General features: G+C 44.4%; 1 protein-coding gene. It reads left to right on the forward strand.

Going from position 1 to position 534, the window contains the following annotated elements:
* A partial coding sequence (locus AACV32_RS11100; RefSeq protein WP_170895776.1) for an IS4 family transposase occupies positions 1 to 534 on the forward strand: 534 nt, incomplete at both ends.

Raw genomic sequence — 534 nt, forward strand, 5'->3', positions numbered from 1 at the left:
TCATCAATAGTGCTTATGAGCTTACTGATACCGTTACTCTAAGAAAACGAAAGCTCACTTTAGAGTCGATGGCATGGTTACTGGTTGGCATGGCTATCTATAACGATAAATCCATGGCTGACATTGTAAACATGCTCGATATTGTTGACCGCACAGGTAAGCCATTTGTTGCTCCAAGTGCATTAACACAGCGAAGAAAAAATCTCGGAGAGTTAGCCGCAAAAGCGCTCTTTGACTGTACGCAAAGTCATTGGTTCAAACAGGCTAACTTACCAAACTGGAACGGACTTACGTTGCTGGGTGTTGATGGGGTTTTATGGCGAACAGAAGACTCGAAAAACAATGCTGAAGCGTTTGCCAAGCCCACGAATAGGGATGGTAAAGAAACACAGTACCCACAAGTACGTATGGTCTGTCAGATGGAGCTGAGCAGTCATTTAATCACAGGCAGTGCTTTTGACTGTTATACCGTCAATGAAATGAAGCTGGCAGAGCAGCTTATCGAAACGACCCCCGATAACAGCTTAACGCTCT

It is taken from the genome of Vibrio sp. B7 (assembly GCF_963888765.1).
Taxonomy (GTDB): Bacteria; Pseudomonadota; Gammaproteobacteria; order Enterobacterales; family Vibrionaceae; genus Vibrio; species Vibrio anguillarum.